This is a genomic window from Chelativorans sp. ZYF759 (assembly GCF_012911015.1).
In the GTDB taxonomy this organism is placed as follows: domain Bacteria; phylum Pseudomonadota; class Alphaproteobacteria; order Rhizobiales; family Rhizobiaceae; genus ZYF759.
This window is the reverse complement of record NZ_WVVV01000001.1, coordinates 816199-832475: the sequence shown is the minus strand read 5'-3', so window position 1 is coordinate 832475 and position 16277 is coordinate 816199. Positions and strand designations below refer to the sequence as shown.

The window sequence follows — 16277 nt, the reverse complement described above, 5'->3', positions numbered from 1 at the left end:
GAAACGCATACCGGGCGTTATCGCCCAAGCGATGAGCTGCTCGCTTTCCTCGAAACGCTCTGATTATGCCGAACTGCCGCATGGCCGACAGCAGACGCAACGGCCGCCGAACTCGGCCATGCGGCATAATCCAGCTTACGGCATAATGCGACTTATGCCGATATCGGCATAAGGGGCATGCCACCGGCCACGCCTCGCGGCTCGGCCGCGACTTGTCGGGCTCCTTCGGCACCAAGAAATATGCGTTCGAGGAGCTGGTCGCAGAGATGAATGCGGCGTTCTGCTGCGCATCCCTCGGCATCGAACCCACCGTGCGACACGCCGACTACATAGCCTCCTGGCTCGACGTGCTGCGCGAGGACAACCGCGCAATCGTCCGCGCCGCGTCGCAGGCCAGCAAGGCGGCCGACTGGCTGCTCTCCTTCCTCCCGGCCGACGAGCAGCCCGACGCTGATGCCGTCTCCTCGATCGACAGGAAGGCCGCATGATGACCTACGCGCAATTGCGCACGGCGCTCACCCGCATGGAGGAGAGCCTGGCGCAGACCCGGCACAACCTCGCCCTTGTCGAGCGCCGGCTTTGCGACGGCGCGGAGGCCGAGACCATCAGGCGGCGTCCGAAGTCGCGCTGGTATCATCGCCGGATGAGCCGCTGGACCGGCGCGGACGAAGCCGAATACCGGCGCATTCTCGACCGCATGACCGAAGCCGCGCAGGCCGAGCTTGAACGGCTTCGGCGCAAGGCCGAGCGGCAGAACGGCGCGATCGAGGCGCTACGCTGCAAGTACCGCTTCAACGACGAGCGGCCCCGTCAGTTCGCGTTGTGACCGTCCGGGCCGATGGCTGCGCTGGCTTGTGCCGGCGCAGCCGAGAGGAAGAGAGGGGCCGGGGTTTCCGTGACGGGTTGGAAGTGGAGAGAGAGGCTCTCCGCGCCCGTCGTGGAGATACCACGATGGCAAGAGCTGCCAGGAAGAAGTCCGCCGCCCCGATGATCGTCTTCTCGCAGGCGCGCGATATACCGTTCAACCGGATCAGGCTCTCGGACAGCAATGTCCGCGAGGTCGACGTCGAAGCCGGCCTGGACGAACTCACCTTCGACATCGAGCGCCGCGAGGATCTCGTGCAGGGCCTCAATGTCCGCGCCATCCTCGATGCGGACGGCAACGAGACCGGCGATTTCGAGACGCCGGCGGGCGGCCGCCGCTACAGGTCGATCGCCCGGCTCGTCAAGGCGGGGCGTTTCCCCGAGGACGGTCTGATCCCCTGCATCGTCAAGAAGGCCGATCCCAGGACGTCGGCCGTGGACGACTCGCTGGCCGAAAACACCTTCCGGCTCGCCCTGCATCCGCTCGATCAGTTCCGCGCCTTCAAGCGCATGGTAGACGGCGGCATGTCCTATGCGGAGGTCGCCACCGCGTACTTCACCACCGAGCGCTATGTCGAGCAGCGTCTTGCGCTTGCCGAGGTCTCGCCGAAGCTGCTGGAGGTCTATGCCGAAAACGGCATGACGCTGGCGCTGCTGGAAACCTTCACCGCCAATCCCGATCACGCCCGCCAGGAGCAGGTCTGGGATGCGGTAAGGCAGTCGCACTACCGCGAGCCTTGGCACGTCCGCAAGATGCTGACCGAGACCAGCGTTCCGGCCTCCGACAAGCGCGCCCTGTTTGTCGGAATCGACGCCTATGTCGCGGCGGGCGGCCCGGTGCTTCCCCGCTACCTGTTCGACGAGGAGGATGGCGGCTGGCTCGACGACGTGCCGCTCCTCGACAGGCTGGTGGCCGACAAGCTCAGGACCGTCGCCGACGAGGTGGCCGCCGAGGGCTGGAAGTGGATCACGGTCAGTCTCGACCTTCCCCTCGGCCATGAACGGGGCCTTCGCCCGCTCGCCGGCACCTTGCCCGAACTCACGCGCAAGGAGCGCAAGCAGCGCGACACGCTGCGCGACGAGTACGACGCGCTGATGGCCGAGCATGACGGCTGCGACGAGCTGCCCGACGAGACCCATCAGCGGCTCACGGAGATCGAGATGGCGCTGGACGCCTTCGAGTGCCGCCCGGCTGTATACGATCCGGCCGAGATCGCCATCGCCGGCGTCTTCATCTCGGTCGACTCCGATGGCGACCTCGTCGTCGATCGCGGCTATGTGCGGCCCGAGGACGAGCCGGCCGCCACGGTCGACGGCGATGCGCCGGAGGCCGAAGGTGCCGACACGGATGGCGACGGCTCCGAGGGGCCGCGCGTCATGCGAACCGTCATCACCATCGGCGGCGAGCCGTCCGAACCGGAGGAGGACGAGGAAGACGTCATCCGCCCGCTGTCGGAACGGCTGGTGGCCGAGCTGACCGCGCATCGCACGCTCGCCCTGCGCGACGCGCTGGGCTCCAACCCGCAGGTCGCGCTCACGGCGCTGCTGCATAAGCTGGTGCGCGACACGTTCGGGCGCTCCACCACCGGAGCTGCGGTCGGGGCCTCCGTCCGCGAGGTCTATTTCCGCGAACAGGGACCGGACCTCAAGGACAGCCCCTATGCGAAGTCCATCAAGGACCGGCACGACGGCTGGAAGTTCGACCTTCCGTCCGACGACGACGCGCTCTGGGACTGGCTCGCTGCGCTCGACGAGGCCAGCCGCCTGGCGCTGCTCGCCCATTGCGTCAGCTTCGGCGTCAACGCGCTTTACGAGCGGCCGAACCCGATCAGCGCAAGCGGTATCTCGCAGCACGGTCTCGACCTTCGCATGGCGGAGGCGGATCGGCTCGCCCGCACCACGGGCCTCGACATGATCGAGGCGGGCTTCCGGCCCACGGTCGACAACTATCTCGGCCGCGTTCCGAAGACCCGCATCCTCGAAGCCGTTCGCGAAGGCGCAGGCGATCGCGCGGCCGACCTGATCGCCCATCTGAAGAAGGGCGACATGGCGGAGGAAGCCGAGCGGCTCCTGGCCGACACCGGCTGGCTGCCCGAGCCGCTGCGCCCGCTCGACGCCGAGCCGGAGCTTGACGCCGGCACGGAGGGCGACAGCGAGGCGCTGCCCGCCTTCCTCGCTGATGACGAGGACGAAGCGGCGGCCGGCACCGGCGACGGCGATCCCGAGCACCTGGTCGCCGCCGAATAGTCGCGGAGCGGCTTCGGCCGCTCCGTTCCTTCCTTCACTCCCGGCCCGGCCATGCGCCGGGCCGTTCTCGTTTTCAGGAGATCACGATGGCGATTCCCGACCATGCCCGCACCAACTTCAACACGCTGCTGAGAGCCGCAGGCGACGGCAACCTCGCGCTGATGGAGTGCCAGGACGCCGCGACCGGCGACCTGCGCTACGTCATCTGCGCGGTCGGCCGCGACAGCGGCGATTATGTCTTCACGCCGTTCGGCCATCTGGCCGATGGCAATCCATATGACGCCTACCTTCCGCCGGACCCGGACGATCCGTCGGGCTTCCTGCCGCGCGATGACGGGGGCCGGTGATGTTGCAGTCGCACTATCCCGATCTCGGCGTCAGCCCGCTCGATACCGAGCGGTCCGTGGTCCGGGCGGCAGCAAAATATCTGCCGCCCGAAGTGTGCGCCGATCCGTACCGGCGGCTGCTCCGCAGGATGTTCTACTGCGCGATGCTCCGACGCCATGCGGAGATCCAGCGCGCCTTCATGCGAACCCGCCACTGACGCGGCTCCCGAACTTTCTCCCAATCCCGCCCGGCCTCGCGCCGGGCTTTCTCGTTCAGGAGGCATCCATGCCCACCTTCACCATCGAGACCGCGCATGACGTGCCGGTCTACCGTCTTCGCAGCTACGAGGCCGATACCGCCGCCGACGCGTGCCGGCTGGCGGTGGAAGATGAGGATTGGTCGATCCGCAAGATTTCCCACGACACCCCCGGCGAAACCTTCGTCAGCGGCATCTGGGAAGGAACCGGCGCTCCACACTCGGCGCGCAGCCTGCCGGTTCCCTCGCAATATGGCGACACCATGCGCCGGAAGGCCCGGCATTTCGAGGTGCTGCTCGGCCTTCTCAAGATGTTCGCCGCCGCCGATCCGGCAGCGCCCGAACTCGCGCTCTGGCGGCGACGTGCGGTGTCGGCGATCTCCAAGGCCGAAGCCATCATGGCCGCCGCCCGCGATCCCGAGGGGAGCGAGCGCGATGCCTGAGATCGTCCGCACCGCGTCCCTGGTTCCCGACGATCGCCGCGAGGGCTTCCTGCCGGCTCTGTTCGGCATGCCGCTCCTCATCATCGCGGAGAACACGGTCTACAGCTTCATGGACCGGCTCAGCCCGCACGACTATGGCGGGGGATTCTGGGACTTCTACGAATACCGTGGCAAGCCGCTCTTCCTCGCCCCGACGTCGAGGCCGCGTCTTCGGATCGAAGGCGAGATCACCGGATTTCGCGGCGATGTCTCGGCGGATGCTGCCGGAATCCTGGCGACGCTTCTCGCGCTCTCGCATCTTTCCATCCGGTACGAATCGGAGCTGCTGGCGCAGCGCTACTATCGGCTTCGGGTCTATTCGCTCCGACATCCGGAGGCATCGGAGATTTCCCAGGTCCTCGACTGAAAATTACGGCGTCCTGCCTTTCGGCGGGGCGCCTTTCTCCATGTCGGCCATGCCTGCGGCCTGAGAGGGAGAGGAAGGCCGGGACGGGTTCGAGCCGGTGCGGTCGAGAGAGAGCGCTGCGCGGCTCGTCCCGTTCCCGCTCTCCTTAAGGCTCCCCGATGAACATGATGCCCGCTACCGTAGCCGCGAACGCGGACGCGCCGATCCCGCTCGCCTCCGAGCCCGACACCGCCGCCGCCATCCTCGCGGCCGCGCAGCTCCTTCTCCCTCATCTGGAACGCGGCCAGCGCATCGACGCTCCGGTCCTGCGCCGCGCGATGGAAACCGCCTTCGGCGGCTCCGACGCGTCGGGCGCCTGGAACTGGAAGACCGCCTACGAAGCCTGCGAGGCGGCCACGGTTCTGTTCCTGCGCCGGTTCGGCAAGGCGCTGCTCCGCAAGGGTGGCTCCCCGGCGGCGAGCCTGCCGCTGCTGGGACGCATCGCGGCGCTGATGCCGACCCACACGCGCCGCTCAGAAGAGGCGCAGTCCTTCCAGCAGTTCTCGACCCCGATCCCGCTCGGCCTGGTCGCGGCCACCGCGGCCGCGATCACTCCGGCCGACCGCGTGCTGGAGCCCTCGGCCGGCACCGGCCTGCTCGCCATCCTGGCCGAGATCGCCGGGGGCACGCTCGTCCTCAACGAGCTGGCCGAGACCCGCGCCTCGCTCCTTTCCTCTCTCTTTCCGGCCCTGTCCGTCACGCGCTTCGACGCGGCCCAGATCGACGACCACCTCGACCTGGCCGTGACGCCGACCGTGGTGCTGATGAACCCGCCATTCTCCGTCATGGCGCATGTCGAAACACGGATGGCGGACGCGGCATTCCGCCATGTCGCCTCGGCGCTGGCGCGGCTCGCTCCCGGCGGCCGCCTCGTCACGATCACCGGCGCCAACTTCGCACCCGACGCTCCCGAATGGGCTTCCGCCTATGCCCGTCTGCAGGAGCGCGGCCGCGTCGTGTTCACGGCCGCCGTCGACGGTGCCGTCTATGCCAAGCATGGCACGACGTTCCCGACGCGGCTGACCGTCATCGACAAGCAGCCGGCCGACGATCCCGCCGTCTTTCCGGCGTCGCCCGGCATCGCGCCCGACGCGGAGTCGCTGATGGGCTGGGTTGCCGAGCATGTGCCGGCCCGCCTGCCGGTCGATCCAGCCGTCGCGGTTCCGGTCGCCGCCACGCCTGCGCCCCGCACCGTGCGCGGCTATCTCGCCCGCGCCGCGAAGGTCGCGCCGAGGAAGCCCCTGGCGGAGCCGGAGGGCGTCGACCTCAGCTACGAGACCATCGACCGCCAGGATGCCGGGAGCGCCGGCATCACGGATTCCATCTATGAGGAATACGCGCTCCAGTCGATCCGCATCCCCGGCGCGCAGCCTCATCCGACGAAGCTGGTGCAGTCGGCGGCGATGGCGTCCGTCGCGCCGCCGAAGCCGAGCTATCGGCCGCGCCTGCCGGGCAATATCCACGATCTTCTCTCGGACGCCCAGCTCGAAACCCTGATCTATGCCGGCGAGGCGCACTCCGACTATCTCGCCGGATCGTGGACGGTCGATGAGACCTTCGACGTCGTGAAGGCCGCCCCGGACGACGCGACCGGCGCGGTCCGCTTCCGGCGCGGCTTCATGATCGGCGACGGCACCGGCGTCGGCAAGGGTCGCGAATCCGCGAGCATCATCCTCGACAACTGGATGAGAGGCCGCCGCAAGGCGCTGTGGATCTCGAAGTCGGACAAGCTGCTGGAAGACGCGCAGCGCGATTGGTCTGCGCTCGGCATGGAGCGCCTGCTGATTACGCCGCAGTCGCGCTTCCCGCAGGGCAAGCCGATCACGCTGCCCGAAGGCATCCTCTTCACGACCTACGCCACCTTGAGGACCGATGAGCGCGGCGAGAAGGCGTCGCGCGTCCAGCAGATCGTGGACTGGCTCGGCGCCGACTGGGATGGCGTCGTCATCTTCGACGAATGCCATGCGCTTCAGAACGCGGTCGGCGGCAAGGGCGAGCGTGGCGATGCCGCCCCGTCGCAGCAGGGCCGCGCCGGGCTTCGCCTCCAGCATGCGCTTCCCGATGCCCGCGTCGTCTACGTCTCGGCCACCGGCGCCACCACGGTCCACAACTTGGCCTATGCGCAGAGGTTGGGCTTGTGGGGCGGCGAGGACTTCCCGTTCTCGACGCGCGCCGAGTTCGTCGAGGCGATCGAGGCCGGCGGTGTCGCCGCGATGGAGGTGCTCGCCCGCGATCTGCGCGCGCTCGGCCTCTACACCGCGCGCTCGCTCTCCTTCGACGGCGTGGAATACGAGCTGGTCGAGCACGATCTGACGCCCGAGCAGACCCGCATCTACGACGCCTATGCCGGCGCGTTCGCCATCATCCACAACAACCTCGACGCCGCCATGCAGGCCGCCAACATCACCGGCGGCGGCGAAGGCGGTTCCGGCACGCTGAACAAGCAGGCGAAGTCGGCCGCGCGCTCCGCCTTCGAGAGCGCCAAGCAGCGCTTCTTCGGCCATCTGCTCACCAGCATGAAGACGCCCACCCTGATCCGCTCGATCGAGCGGGATCTGGAGGCGGGCCATGCCGCCGTCGTGCAGATCGTCTCGACCGGCGAGGCGCTGATGGAGCGCAGGCTGGCCGAGCTACCCACGGAGGAATGGAACGACGTCCGCGTCGACATCACGCCGAGGGAATATGTCCTCGACTACCTTCGCCACTCCTTCCCGGTGCAGCTCTACGAGCCGTTCACCGACTCGGAGGGGAGGCTGTCGTCGCGGCCGGTCACGCGCGACGGCCAGCCGGTCGAAAGCCGCGAGGCCGTCGCGCGCCGCGATGCCCTGATCGAGAAGCTCGCCAGCCTTCCCCCGGTCCCCGGCGCGCTCGACCAGATCGTCCAGCGTTTCGGCACCGACATGGTAGCCGAAGTCACCGGCCGCTCGCGGCGCATCGTCCGCAGGACTGGCGCCGGCGGCACCGACCGGCTCGTCGTCGAGACACGCGCCGGCTCGGCCAACCTCGCCGAGAGCGCCGCCTTCATGGACGACCAGAAGCGCGTGCTGGTGTTCAGCGACGCGGGCGGGACCGGCAGGTCGTATCACGCCGAGCTGTCGGCGAAGAACACGCGCCTGCGCGTCCACTACCTGCTCGAACCCGGCTGGAAGGCCGACGCCGCCATCCAGGGTCTCGGCCGCACGCACCGGACCAATCAGGCGCAGCCGCCGCTGTTCCGGCCGATCGCCACCAACGTCAAGGCCGAGAAGCGGTTTCTCTCGACCATCGCGCGCCGGCTCGACACGCTGGGCGCGATCACGCGCGGCCAGCGGCAGACGGGCGGCCAGGGCCTGTTCCGTCCGGAGGACAATCTGGAATCGCACTATGCCCGCGATGCGCTGCGCCAGCTCTACATGCTGATCGTGCGCGGCAAGGTCGAAGGCTGCTCGCTGGAGCGCTTCGAGGCATCGACCGGACTGAAGCTGATGGACTCGACCGGGATCAGGGACGAGCTGCCGGGCATCTCGACCTTCCTCAATCGCCTCCTCGCGCTCACCATCGACATGCAGGGCATCATCTTCACCGCCTTCGAGGAATTGCTGAATGCCCGGATCGAAGGCGCCATAGCGTCGGGCAGCTACGATGCCGGCCTGGAGACGCTGAGCGCGGAGAGCTTCGTCGTTACCGGCCGGGAGACCATCTACACCCATCCCGGCACCGGCGCCGAGACCCGGCTGCTCGCCATCTCCGAGCGCAATCGCAACCGGCCGGTCACGCTCGATGCCGCGCTCGACCATCTCCTTGACCCGCGCGCGAAGCTGCTGGTCAACGAGCGCTCCGGTCGCGCCGCGGTGCAGGTCCATGCCCCGGCCGTCATGACCGACGATGGCGATGTCCAGTATCGCGTCCGCCTGATCCGGCCGATGGAGGCGCACACCATACCCTTCGGGGCGATGGTTGGAAGCCATTGGGTCGAGGCGGACCACGACGCCTTCGCGTCGGTCTGGAATGCCGAGGTGGCCGAGGTGCCGGAGTTCTCGGACTCCACGATCCACATCGTCACCGGCCTGCTGCTGCCGATCTGGCGACGCCTGCCCAACGAGTCCTCGCGCGTCTACCGGCTTCAGACCGATGACGGCGAGCGGATCATCGGCCGCAGGGTCTCGCCCGCATGGGCGGCGAACGCCGTGATCACCGGATCGGTCTCGCTGTCGGCCGAGGACGCATTCGCGGCGCTCATGGAGGGAAGGACCATCATCGACCTCGACGATGGGCTCCAGCTTCGCCGCGTCCGCGTCATGGGCGCCTACCGCATCGAGCTGTCCGGCTTCACCGACACGATGCGCGAACGCTTGTCCGCCTATGGCTTGTTCCACGAGATCATCTCGTGGAAACTGCGCATGTTCGTTCCCACGGACGCGAGCGGGGTCGCGGTGCTGGCGAGGCTGCTCGACCGATGGTCGGTCGAGCGCATCAGCGAACGGGAGGCTGCGTGATGCCCCGTCTCGACGCTTCGGAACTTGCCCGCCGTCTCGGTCTCCATGCCGAGGCGGCCTGCCGCCACTATCTGTCCAATGGAAGGCGCGAGGGCAATTACTGGCTGGTCGGGGACGCACGCAATCTGCCCGGCCGATCCATGTATGTCCGGCTGCGCAGCTCGGCCAAGGGACCAGCCGGCCACTGGACCGATGCCGCCACCGGCGAGCATGGCGACATGCTCGATATTGTCCGCGAAAGCCTTGGGCTCATCGACTTCAAGGACATTGCCGACGAAGCCCGGCGCTTCCTCAACGAGCCCCATCCGGAGCCCGGCACCGGCACGCTCGCCGGCGAGCCGGGCCGCCGCGCGGCAGGCTCCCCCGAAGCGGCACGGCGTCTAGTCGGCATGTCGCGACCGATCCGTGGCACGCTCGCGCAGACCTATCTGCGCGGGCGCGGCATCACGGACCTGTCCGGCATCACCAGCCTGTGGTTCCATCCGCGCTGCTATTACCGCCCCGACGAGCGCAGCCCCAGAAAGTCCTTGCCGGCGTTGATCGCCGCCGTCACCGACCTCGACGGCCGGCTGACCGGGGCACACCGCACCTGGCTCAAAGCGGACGGTTCGGGCAAGGCCGACGTCGACACGCCGAGGCGGGCGATGGGCGACCTGCTCGGACACGGCATCCGCTTCGGCATGGCGGACGATGTGCTTGCGGCCGGCGAAGGCATCGAGACGGTGCTGTCGCCCCGCATGGTGCTGCCCGGCATGCCGATGATCGCCGCGACCTCGGCCGCCCATCTCGCGGCCATCCTGTTCCCGGCGACGCTGCGGCGCCTCTATGTCCTGCGCGACCGCGATCCGGCCGGCGATCGCGCGCGGGATCGGCTGGTCGAGCGTGCGACGAGCGCCGGGATCGAGGCGGTGGTGCTGTCGCCGCGTCTCGAGGACTTCAACGAGGATCTGCGCCTTCACGGTTCCGAAGCCCTGCGGGCGCTGATCCGGCCCCAGCTCGTCCATGAGGATGCCGGCCGCTTCATGGCGGCAGCGGCGTAGCAGATCGGTGATGGATGGGGCGGCGGCACCGCCGTCCCCGGTTCGCTTCTGCGCGGCCTCCACCGATCGTCGGCGGGGACCGCAACCCGGCCTTCCCAGAGGGCGATCGAGCCCACAAACGGCCCGGACAGGCAATGGCGGCGGCCGACGATTTTCCGCCGGCGGGCAAGCCCGCCTTTGCATCGCGAACCAAAATCGCCGGCCTTGGCCATCAAGGCCCTCGCGAGCGAGGACTGCCAGTCCGGACCGCCCGTGGGCTTCCGACGCCATGAAGGCCGCGAGGGTCGCGGTCGGACCGACGAAGGAGACCACGCAGATGAGAAGCGAACAGGACGACGGTTTCGAGCCGCAGCACGCCTCATCCCCCACCGACCGCCTGCTCACCGAACTTCAGCTCTATGGCTGGCGTCCCTTCGAGGACGAGCCCGATCCGAGGCCGCTGCCCGAGGGCAACATGGTGGCCGGAGCCGTCGCAGACATCTTCGACGCCTTGATCGCCACGCTTGGCGACACCCGCCTCGAACCCGATCTCGACGATCTGCTCTGGTCGACCGTCAATCTCTTCCACCGCACCGTCCAGCGGATCGAGCGGGCGCTGGACGACAACGAGCAGGCGCAGCGCCGCCTTCAGCGGGAGCAGGACGGCACCGAGATCAAGGCCGTCGAGCTGGAGCGCCTCACGGCCGAGGGGCAGACCATGATCGAGCGGCGCGACGCCTTCGAGCTGATGCGCGACCAGGCCGCCGAGCACTACGAGCGCCACACCGGATCGGGCTGGCGGCCGCGTTCCGGCTCGATGGTCAACCATCGCAACCTGACCTCGGCGCTGGTCGACAGCCGCGACTTCCTCGCCGCACGCCGCAGGGCGGACGCCGAGGTGCTGGTCCCGGCCGGGCCGAGGATCGCGGTCTCCGGCGCCAGCACCTTCAACGACCACGATCTCATCTGGAGCGTGCTCGACAAGGTTCACGCCAAGTATCCGCAGATGGTCCTCCTGCATGGCGGCGCCAGGACCGGCACCGACCTGATCGCCGACAGATGGGCCGCGAACCGCAAGGTGCCGACCGTTCCGTTCCCGCCCGACTTCGCCAAGTATCCGGCGAAGCAGGCGCCCTTCAAGCGCAACGATGCCGTGCTCGAAACGCTTCCGATCGGCGTCATCGTGTTTCCCGGCGGCGGAATCCAGGGCAACCTTGCCGACAAGGCGAGGAAGCTCGGCATCAACGTCTATGATTTCCGCGATCGAGGCGGCGCGTGAGCGCTGCCTTTCTCAGCCACTGAACGGCGCCAGTTCGCCGACAAACCGCAAGCAGCCGTCCTCAAGCGCGGCGATCACCGCCGCGCTGATATCAGCCTCGGTCAGCCAGCGGCGCCCTTTCGACTCGGAGAGCATCCCGGTGCCGGCGATTACGAGGCTCGCCATCTCGCCGTTCATTGCCGTGAGCCGCCAATAAACACCTTGCCCGCGATAGTATTTCGGGCGATTCTAGCCCCTTAGCAAGGAGGCCCCATGTCACTCATCCTGCTTGCGATCACCGCCGCAGTCGTGGTGTGCGTCATCGCGTATTACTTTGCCATCTACGCCTTGCCGTTCATGGTCGGGCTAACGGCATTCCAATGGGTCTATGCGACTGAAGCGGGCTTCCTCATGTCGGGGCTCGCAGCACTCGGTGCGGCGCTCGCGTCCGTTGCCCTGGTGATCGCGGTCGTCGGCATTGCCAAGAACCCGGCCGTGCGGCTTTTCGCGCTCGCGGTTTTCGCCACGCCTGCCTTTATCGCCGGCTACGCGCTGATCTATGGCATCCTAAAGAACGCCACCGATTCCGCCATGCTGCTAAACTCGGTTGGCATCACCGCCGGGGTCGTTGTCGGCGTTGCGGCGATCGTGAACCTCAACGCGCTCGGTGAGGCCGCTCTGTCGCGCTGAGCGCCATGCCGGCCGGTTTTCCGAAGCCCAGGACGGAGAACCTCGGAGCGCATCGGTCGGACGGCCCGGTTAGGGTCGGCGCTAGGTCTTTGGAAATCACCTCCCTCTCGCCCCTTCAGTCAACCGCAACTCGGAATCGGCAGCACCTTGGCGGGTTGCAGCTCGACGCCTAATCCGTCCACATCTCGGCGTCGTCCGTTCCACCGCTGCATTCAGCTTCAAACCCTTCGCACGATGTCGGTCGTGCCGGACGTCGAACCGCGACGAGCGCAAAAGACGGTGTTCTCTGCTTGGCATCACGAGCCGGGACGGTTCCGTCTCCGAAGCAGGAAGCAAGTGAAACTATCAGTCTGCTTGGATTCTGGTTCCCGGGTCGGTGTCGGTTTTGACACCTTCTCATTGCCGTCGAGAACGATGTTCCGGCATTTCGCCCCGTTTGAGTTCTGCGGAAGGACATATCCCTCCTCCTCAATGAAGCCCTAAGTCCGTTCGGCCGCCGCCCGCAACCCTCACGCCTATCCGACCGTGTTGGCGCTAAAGCGCCTGCCCGCACCACTCGGGGCGTGAGGGCGAGCCGCCGACGAGTCGGCGGTTGCAAACGACTTCCGCCGGCCTTGGCCGGGTTCACGTCGGAGGGACGGTCCCTCCGGCAAGAGCAAACGGAGACATCAAATGACCAACATCGTTATCCTCAACGGCAACCTCGGTGCCGACCCCGAAGTCCGCAACACCGGAAACGGCAACCGCGTCGCCAACTTCTCTCTCGCCACTTCCCGCCCGCGCTACGCAGACGGCTCCATCGTCCGCGACGAGAACGGCCGCGCCGAGCAGGACACCGAATGGCATCGGGTCGTCGCCTTCAACGGCCAGGCCAAGTCCGCCGAGAAGTGCGTGAAGGGCATGAAGGTGCTGGTGATCGGCCGCAACAAGACGCAGAAGTGGACGGATAAGGAAGGCGTCACGCGCTACACCACCGAGGTCATCGCCGAGAAGATCGAGTTTCAGGCTTGGCCGAAGCGGGTAAACGACGCCGGTGGCGCCAACGATCCCGACGACGAGATCCCCTTCTGAGCAGCGCGACCAAGCACCCGGCGGCGCAAGCCGCCGGGGCTTTAGTCATGTTCACCGGCCGGCAAGCCGCTGCTCCTGGCGGTGTCCCTTCGCCCCCACTGTGCCTTCTTGCATTCCTTGGACATTGCAGCCCGAACGCCGGCCTTTCTCGTCCTCCACTTTCCCGTCACGGCCCTTGCCTCCATTCGGCTTTCCCCACCAACACGGAGCCTGCACGGCGGGCGGCTGTGACTGCGGCATCGCGGCCTTTGCATCCTGATCGCGGACGATCGCCTCCGCTTTCTTGCGCTTTCCGTCTTCCAGAACACGGTCCTGACGTTCAACCCGTAAAGGGTCGGCTACGCTGTTCGCGTGCCGCCTCGTGCGGCTTCGCCCTTCGAGGTGAACGCGGCCGCAACCCGGAAATCCGGGCGCCTGTCGCGGGGACGCTCCCCGCATCAAGACAGGAGCAGATACGATGCCTTTCTCCCGCAGACACGCCTACGAAAACGCCTGGAGCCTCGCAATCACCCTCATGGCCAGCATTGTTGTCTTTCAGGCCGGGGATGGCAGTTTCGGTGTCATGCCCGAATCCGAGTATGACGGCGACGACGGCGCAGTGATCCACACGTTCGACCCGCATGCGGTGTGACCCGTCAGCCGGCCGCCGGTCCTCGAATCACCGGCGGCCGCGCAACTCGGCGCCGCACCTTTTAGCGCGTGATGCCCTTGGGAATGCTTGATGACCGCCGCAAAAAGCGGCTATAATAGCCGTATTTCTGGCGCCTGCGCCCCGAGTTGTGGCGGTGATCCGTGGCATGATCACTGCCCGACAGGTTCGGGCCGCGCGGGCGTTGCTTGACTGGACTCAAGACACGCTAGCAGAAGAGGCCCTCGTATCGCTGACAGCCCTCAAACGCCTCGAAGACCGGCGCGAGTTGAAAGTTCACGAGTCGACGCGCGTTCAGGTCCAGCGCGCGCTCGAAAAGGCCGGGATCGTATTCATCGCGACCGAAGGCGGACGCGGTGTCATGCTGGTTCAACGGCCGAACGCTACGGTCATGTCCTGACGGCTCCGCGCACGAGCGTTCACCGACATCGAAGATTTTTGCTCCCCATCTCGGGCAAGCTGGAATAATGATTGCCTGCGCGGCGGCCTTGACGAAATCGTGTTGAGACGGATGCTCGCCGTGAACCGCCCCACCTTCCTCGACGAACCGCCCGTGAGCGACAAGCTCACCGACTATGACCGGGCACATTTCAAGCTCTACATGCGTCTTCTGCACGCCGAAGCCGATGGCTCGAATTGGGAGGAAGCCGTCGCGATTCTCTTCGGAATCGACCCTTCCGCCGAGCCTGAGCGTGCCTTGCGCATCCACGACGCGCACCTCGCTCGCGCCCGCTGGACGAGCGAACACTTCTATCGCGAGATGGTTCGGCAAAGTCACCACTGAACGGGCGTTGTTCGGCACTCAACACCTGTTGCGCCGCCGTTGGCTTCCCAGACACGCGGTCCCTCGGAATCAATCAACCTTCGGATGTATGGATTTCGGGGAGGACAGTCATGGTTCCCGATACATCCCAATGGCGAGACGAGGCCGCCTACGATTACCTCGACCGTGTGCCGGCCGCCGGGTTCGCTTGGGAATGGTTGCGTCGCAACGCACACTATCAACACGACTACGAAGCGCTCCTGCGCGAGGCGCCGGACATGAACGATCTTGAGGAGGTGATCCAGCGCCGCTGGGGGTTGCGATTTCCCGGCGAGGCCCTCCTATACCTGGGTGGATCAGCTCGTCCTCTGGTCGGCCGAGAGCCACAGCGGCGTGCTGCCGCTCGTGGCGGTGCCTCCTGAATTTCCTGTCGGCGAGGCCCCCGCTGCGCTCGATCTCGGCCGCGCGATTGCTGCATCCGATGGGCTGCATCTGCGCTATCGTGGGCCCGGAGCTGACATTCAGCTCCTCGTCCTTGGCGGGACGTCACCTGGCGCGCCATTGGCCGCCCTCGTGCTGCTTGACGCCGACGCACTCGATCGTCTTGGGGAGATCGAGCGGTTCTGGCGCGCACTCATCGGTCGGCCCCTTCCGGCTGATCGGCGCCTGACGGTGCAGCAGCGCCGAAAGCTACGCCTCATGCTTCAGGCGGTCGACGGTCGCGCGGAACAGGCCAGCTTGCGGGAGATCGCCGAGGTGCTGTTCGGTCCCTCCCGCATAGCCGAGCATCCGTGGAAAACCTCGCCCTGGCGGGGCCGCGTCAACCGGCTCGTGCGCGACGGACGGGCCATGATCTCGGGAGGCTATCGGCGGCTCCTGCGCCAGCGACGCCGTCCGGCCTGACCGTGGTGCAGTGTCTTGCCCATCCATACAAAATTTTGTATAGAGAACGAGATGCCGGAGCCAAAGCCTGTCGAGTTCCGGGGCAGCGCCCTCGACGATCTGCGAGCATTCCCCACCTCGGCGCGACGAGAGGCTGGTCACCAACTGGATCAGGTCCAGAACGGGCGCCAGCCCGACGACTGGAAGCCGATGCACACCATCGGGCAGGGCGTTCAGGAGATCAGAATACGCGATGCGGCTGGCGCGTTCCGCGTCATCTACATCGCGAAGTTTGCCGATGCGGTCTATGTGCTGCATTGCTTCCAGAAGAAGACGCAGCGCACCGCAAAGACCGATCTCGAACTCGCCGTGCGCCGGTATCGGGACTTGATGAAGGAGCTGGGCTGATGAGCAAGAACCGCTTCCAGAGCGTGTGGGACGCCATCGAAGACACGCCCGCCGCGGCCGAGAATATGAAGCTCCGCTCGGCGCTGATGATGGCCCTGAAGGACCATATCGACCGCGCCGGCATGAGCCAGTCCGACGCGGCCAAGGTATTCGGCGTCACACAGCCGCGCGTGTCCGATCTCGTGCGCGGCAAGATCGACCTGTTCGCGCTGGACACGCTCGTCAACATGGCGGCCTCCGCCGGTCTGCATGTCGAGTTGCGCATCCGCGAAGTCGCCTGAACCCACCGCGTTCGCCGCATCCGATCTACCAGATATTCCCCCACCATCTTCCTCGCAGTCGCTGCACGCGGCTCGCGTGATGTCATGCCATGGACGCGGACGGCCTCTGGCCGCACCGCCATTTCCTCGATGGCGACATGGGTGTTCGAACTAGGCACCCCCTAACTGCGTCCTCCCCCCTCGCGCCCTTCCTTCGCCA

At 67.0% G+C, this 16277-nt stretch carries 19 protein-coding genes and 1 pseudogene; 19 read left to right on the top strand and 1 reads right to left on the bottom strand.

What is annotated here, in order from left to right; genetic code table 11:
• Positions 1–173: 173 nt before the first annotated feature.
• From GRZ55_RS03895 to GRZ55_RS03850, 10 genes and pseudogenes are all read left to right on the top strand, one after another.
• Positions 174–488 (top strand): annotated as a pseudogene (locus tag GRZ55_RS03895) (zincin-like metallopeptidase domain-containing protein); the annotation flags it as partial.
• Positions 485–826 carry a hypothetical protein gene (locus tag GRZ55_RS03890; RefSeq protein WP_169285528.1) on the top strand — a complete coding sequence of 114 codons (342 nt, stop codon included), beginning with the start codon at positions 485–487 and terminating at the stop codon, positions 824–826. The pseudogene GRZ55_RS03895 and the gene GRZ55_RS03890, both read left to right, overlap by 4 nt.
• A 125-nt stretch (positions 827–951) precedes the next feature.
• Entirely contained in the window at positions 952–3111 is a 2160-nt protein-coding gene (locus tag GRZ55_RS03885) for a chromosome partitioning protein ParB (RefSeq protein ID WP_169285527.1), read from the top strand.
• Positions 3112–3197: 86 nt separating this feature from the next.
• A complete protein-coding gene (locus GRZ55_RS03880; protein WP_169285526.1) occupies positions 3198–3458 on the top strand; it encodes a DUF6117 family protein in 261 nt (86 codons plus the stop codon).
• Complete coding sequence (locus tag GRZ55_RS03875; RefSeq protein ID WP_169285525.1) at positions 3458–3655, top strand: hypothetical protein; 198 nt, start codon at positions 3458–3460, stop codon at positions 3653–3655. The genes GRZ55_RS03880 and GRZ55_RS03875 overlap by 1 nt, the downstream gene beginning before the upstream one ends.
• A 68-nt stretch (positions 3656–3723) precedes the next feature.
• Positions 3724–4137: a hypothetical protein gene (locus GRZ55_RS03870; protein ID WP_169285524.1), complete on the top strand. Its 414-nt coding sequence runs from the start codon at positions 3724–3726 to the stop codon at positions 4135–4137.
• Positions 4130–4543, top strand: a complete 414-nt coding sequence (locus tag GRZ55_RS03865; RefSeq protein WP_169285523.1) for an antirestriction protein — start codon at positions 4130–4132, stop codon at positions 4541–4543. The genes GRZ55_RS03870 and GRZ55_RS03865 overlap by 8 nt, the downstream gene beginning before the upstream one ends.
• Before the next feature lie 158 nt (positions 4544–4701).
• A complete protein-coding gene (locus GRZ55_RS03860) occupies positions 4702–9057 on the top strand; it encodes a strawberry notch family protein (protein WP_169285522.1) in 4356 nt (1451 codons plus the stop codon).
• Positions 9057–10097 carry a toprim domain-containing protein gene (locus GRZ55_RS03855; RefSeq protein ID WP_169285521.1) on the top strand — a complete coding sequence of 347 codons (1041 nt, stop codon included), beginning with the start codon at positions 9057–9059 and terminating at the stop codon, positions 10095–10097. Before GRZ55_RS03860 ends, GRZ55_RS03855 begins: the two co-directional genes overlap by 1 nt.
• Positions 10098–10413: 316 nt before the next feature.
• Positions 10414–11355, top strand: coding sequence for a DUF2493 domain-containing protein (locus GRZ55_RS03850; protein WP_169285520.1), 942 nt, complete (start codon positions 10414–10416; stop codon positions 11353–11355).
• 12 nt (positions 11356–11367) lie between these two features.
• On the opposite strand, the gene GRZ55_RS03845 is transcribed toward GRZ55_RS03850, so the two are convergent.
• Complete coding sequence (locus GRZ55_RS03845; protein WP_169285519.1) at positions 11368–11532, bottom strand: hypothetical protein; 165 nt, start codon at positions 11530–11532, stop codon at positions 11368–11370.
• A gap of 75 nt (positions 11533–11607) precedes the next feature.
• Here GRZ55_RS03845 and GRZ55_RS03840 point away from each other — a divergent pair, with 75 nt between their 5' ends.
• From GRZ55_RS03840 to GRZ55_RS03805, 9 genes are all read left to right on the top strand, one after another.
• Positions 11608–12024 carry a hypothetical protein gene (locus tag GRZ55_RS03840; RefSeq protein WP_169285518.1) on the top strand — a complete coding sequence of 139 codons (417 nt, stop codon included), beginning with the start codon at positions 11608–11610 and terminating at the stop codon, positions 12022–12024.
• Positions 12025–12696: 672 nt separating this feature from the next.
• The gene (locus GRZ55_RS03835; RefSeq protein ID WP_011583140.1) at positions 12697–13095 is read left to right on the top strand and encodes a single-stranded DNA-binding protein; all 399 of its coding nucleotides are present in this window, start codon (positions 12697–12699) and stop codon (positions 13093–13095) included.
• Between the two features lie 457 nt (positions 13096–13552).
• Complete coding sequence (locus tag GRZ55_RS03830) at positions 13553–13726, top strand: hypothetical protein (protein WP_169285517.1); 174 nt, start codon at positions 13553–13555, stop codon at positions 13724–13726.
• A gap of 166 nt (positions 13727–13892) precedes the next feature.
• Positions 13893–14144 (top strand): XRE family transcriptional regulator, encoded by a 252-nt coding sequence (locus tag GRZ55_RS03825; RefSeq protein WP_169285516.1) that lies wholly within the window; start codon positions 13893–13895, stop codon positions 14142–14144.
• 120 nt (positions 14145–14264) lie between these two features.
• Positions 14265–14528 (top strand): DUF2285 domain-containing protein, encoded by a 264-nt coding sequence (locus GRZ55_RS03820; RefSeq protein ID WP_157038138.1) that lies wholly within the window; start codon positions 14265–14267, stop codon positions 14526–14528.
• 110 nt (positions 14529–14638) lie between these two features.
• Complete coding sequence (locus GRZ55_RS23350; protein ID WP_246734469.1) at positions 14639–14929, top strand: DUF6499 domain-containing protein; 291 nt, start codon at positions 14639–14641, stop codon at positions 14927–14929.
• Positions 14859–15410 (top strand): DUF2285 domain-containing protein, encoded by a 552-nt coding sequence (locus GRZ55_RS03815; protein ID WP_368856580.1) that lies wholly within the window; start codon positions 14859–14861, stop codon positions 15408–15410. The genes GRZ55_RS23350 and GRZ55_RS03815 overlap by 71 nt, the downstream gene beginning before the upstream one ends.
• 51 nt (positions 15411–15461) lie before the next feature.
• Positions 15462–15797, top strand: a complete 336-nt coding sequence (locus GRZ55_RS03810) for a type II toxin-antitoxin system RelE/ParE family toxin (RefSeq protein ID WP_169285515.1) — start codon at positions 15462–15464, stop codon at positions 15795–15797.
• Entirely contained in the window at positions 15797–16078 is a 282-nt protein-coding gene (locus tag GRZ55_RS03805) for a helix-turn-helix domain-containing protein (protein WP_169285514.1), read from the top strand. Before GRZ55_RS03810 ends, GRZ55_RS03805 begins: the two co-directional genes overlap by 1 nt.
• The last annotated feature ends 199 nt before the right edge of the window (positions 16079–16277 follow it).